This is a genomic window from Herbaspirillum sp. B65, from assembly GCF_000333555.1.
In the GTDB taxonomy this organism is placed as follows: Bacteria; Pseudomonadota; Gammaproteobacteria; order Burkholderiales; family Burkholderiaceae_D; genus Herbaspirillum; species Herbaspirillum rubrisubalbicans.
The window spans coordinates 1-1,554 of record NZ_BADI01000899.1 but is presented as its reverse complement, the minus strand read 5'-3'; the positions used below and the strand labels follow the sequence as shown (position 1 = coordinate 1,554).

Annotated in this window: 2 protein-coding genes; both read left to right on the top strand. The window is 64.4% G+C overall.

Annotated elements, in window-relative coordinates:
* On the top strand, positions 1-1,082 hold a 1,082-nt coding region (locus tag I5W_RS21230; protein WP_044530723.1), incomplete at its 5' end, for a TolC family protein.
* Positions 1,083-1,150: 68 nt separating this feature from the next.
* The coding region (locus I5W_RS21225; protein ID WP_044530722.1) for an EAL domain-containing protein at positions 1,151-1,554 on the top strand (404 nt) is incomplete at its 3' end.

The following is a 1,554-nucleotide window of genomic DNA, read 5'->3' as shown; positions in this document are numbered from 1 at the left end:
CAGTTCTTTCCACTCCCTCGATGTCGGTCGAGCGTGCCGGCCTGACCAGTTCGCGCGATGTCTCCTACCAAGGCGACGACACCGTCATCACCCTGCGCCTGCAACAGACCCTGTGGTCCGGCGGGCGCCTGTCGGCGCAACTGGAGCAGGCCGGACACAACCAGCAGTCGGCCGAAGAAGCCTTGCGCGAGCAGCGCTTCCGGCTGGCCGAGCAGGTCATCTCTCAATACAGCCTGTGGGTGCGCTCTGATCTGGCCACCGAGGCCAACCAGAAGAACCTCAAGGCGCTGGAGGATTTCCTGGCGCAAAGCCAGCGCCGCGAGAAGGAGGGGGCCGCCGCACGAGTGGACGTCACCCTGGTACGCGGCCGCCGCGACCAGGCGCTGACTGACCTGCTGGGCGCCAAGGCCAGCCGCCAGTCGGCCCGGCTGCAACTGGAGCAACTGGTGGGCCTAACCTTGAGCGACGATGAATTGCGCGCCGATGTGGTCAAGATGTCGGTCACCGACGATCTGCCCCTGCTCACCGAGAACATGCTGCAGAGCAGTCCGTTGCTCAAACGTCTGCGTGCCGATGCCAAGGTGCAGGAGTCGGCCATCAAGATTCGCAGTGCCTCCTACTGGCCGGAAATCTATGCCCGCGTGGAACACCAGCGCGGCAACTTCAGCGTGCGCAATCAGCCCGACGTCAATCGTGCCTTCATCGGCATGCAGATGCAGCTGGGCGCCGGTCTCTCGCTGGGTTCCGAAGTGGCCGCAGCGCAAGGTCGCTACCAGTCGGCCGTGCTGGCCGTGGATGCAGCGCGGCTGGAACTCATTTCTCAGATGGCCGCCACCTTTACCGAATACCAGCAGTCCGAGGCACGTGCCCGCAACCTGGTGGATGTGGGCTTGTCGGCCGAGGATGTGCTGGCTTCCTACACCCGGCAGTACCTCTCCGGCCGGCGCTCCTGGCTGGACGTGATGAATGCCGTGCGCGAAGTGGTGCAAGCCGATCTGCAGAAAGCGGATGTGAGCGCCATGATCATCGCCAACGGTCGCAAGCTGCAACTCTGGGCATATGGGCTGGACCAGGTCCGTTGAGCATCTTCCCCGCCAGCACCCGATGAGGTGCGGCGGGGAGCCGCAGCATGACCAGGGTAGGGAGGAACATGATCAATAAAGCGCAGTTCAGGCGTGCCATCCAGCGCAAGCAATTCATCGTCGTCTATCAGCCCATCATCGCGCTGGCCGATGGCGCCTGCGTGGGTGCCGAGGCGCTGGTGCGCTGGCAGCGCGAGGATGGCGTACTGCTGTCGCCGGACCATTTCCTGGCGGCAGCGCAACGGCACCAGTGTCTCGACGCCATCACCGACCTGGTGCTGGAGCAGACCATCGATGACATGGCGTTGACCCTGCGCACCCATCCCCGTCTGCATGTGGCCGTCAACGTGCCGGCCCATGATGTCAACAGCGGACGCATCCTGAAGGTGTTGGCCGCCAAGCTGGACGGCACCGGCATCGACCCCGCGCAGCTCTGGCTGGAGGTCACCGAAAGCAGCAGCATGGAGACTCT